This window comes from Monashia sp. HAY1-2A (assembly GCF_056755315.1).
Genome location: NZ_JBNDHY010000317.1, coordinates 1 through 791, shown reverse-complemented (window position 1 = coordinate 791; position 791 = coordinate 1). Strand labels below are relative to the sequence as shown.

General features: G+C 56.9%; 1 rRNA gene. It reads right to left on the bottom strand.

The window, feature by feature from the left end:
- Positions 1-791: ribosomal RNA gene (locus tag ACPYOM_RS22085) — 23S ribosomal RNA — on the bottom strand; the annotation flags it as partial.

Sequence of the window (791 nt, the reverse complement as noted above, 5' to 3'; positions counted from 1 at the left end):
TGGCCTTTCACCCCTACCCACAGCTCATCCCCTCAGTTTTCAACCTAAGTGGGTTCGGTCCTCCACGCAGTCTTACCTGCGCTTCAACCTGGCCATGGGTAGATCACTCCGCTTCGGGTCTAGACCCAGCGACTGAAAACGCCCTCTTCGGACTCGCTTTCGCTACGGCTTCCCCACACGGGTTAACCTCGCCACTGAGCACTAACTCGCAGGCTCATTCTTCAAAAGGCACGCTGTCACCCCACACGCCCAACGGCGGGAGGCTCCAACGGATTGTAGGCACACGGTTTCAGGATCTATTTCACTCCCCTCCCGGGGTACTTTTCACCTTTCCCTCACGGTACTTGTCCGCTATCGGTCACCAGGGAATATTTAGGCTTAGCAGGTGGTCCTGCCAGATTCACACGGGATTTCTCGGGCCCCGTGCTACTTGGGATCCCTCACTGGAGTCCACACCATTTCGTCTACGGGGGTCGCACCCTCTGTGCCGAGCCATTCAATGCTCTTCGACTATGACGCAGATTTCTCACTCCATGCCAGAGTGTCAGCTCCGGCCGCAAGGTCCCACGACCCCGGACATGCAACGCCTGACAGCTATCACACACGCCCGGTTTAGCCTCATCCGCTTTCGCTCGCCACTACTCACGGAATCACTGTTGTTTTCTCTTCCTGTGGGTACTGAGATGTTTCACTTCCCCACGTTCCCTCCACACACCCTATATATTCAGGTGCGGGTGACTGGACTTGCCTCCAGCCGGGTTTCCCCATTCGGAAATCCTCGGATCACAGCC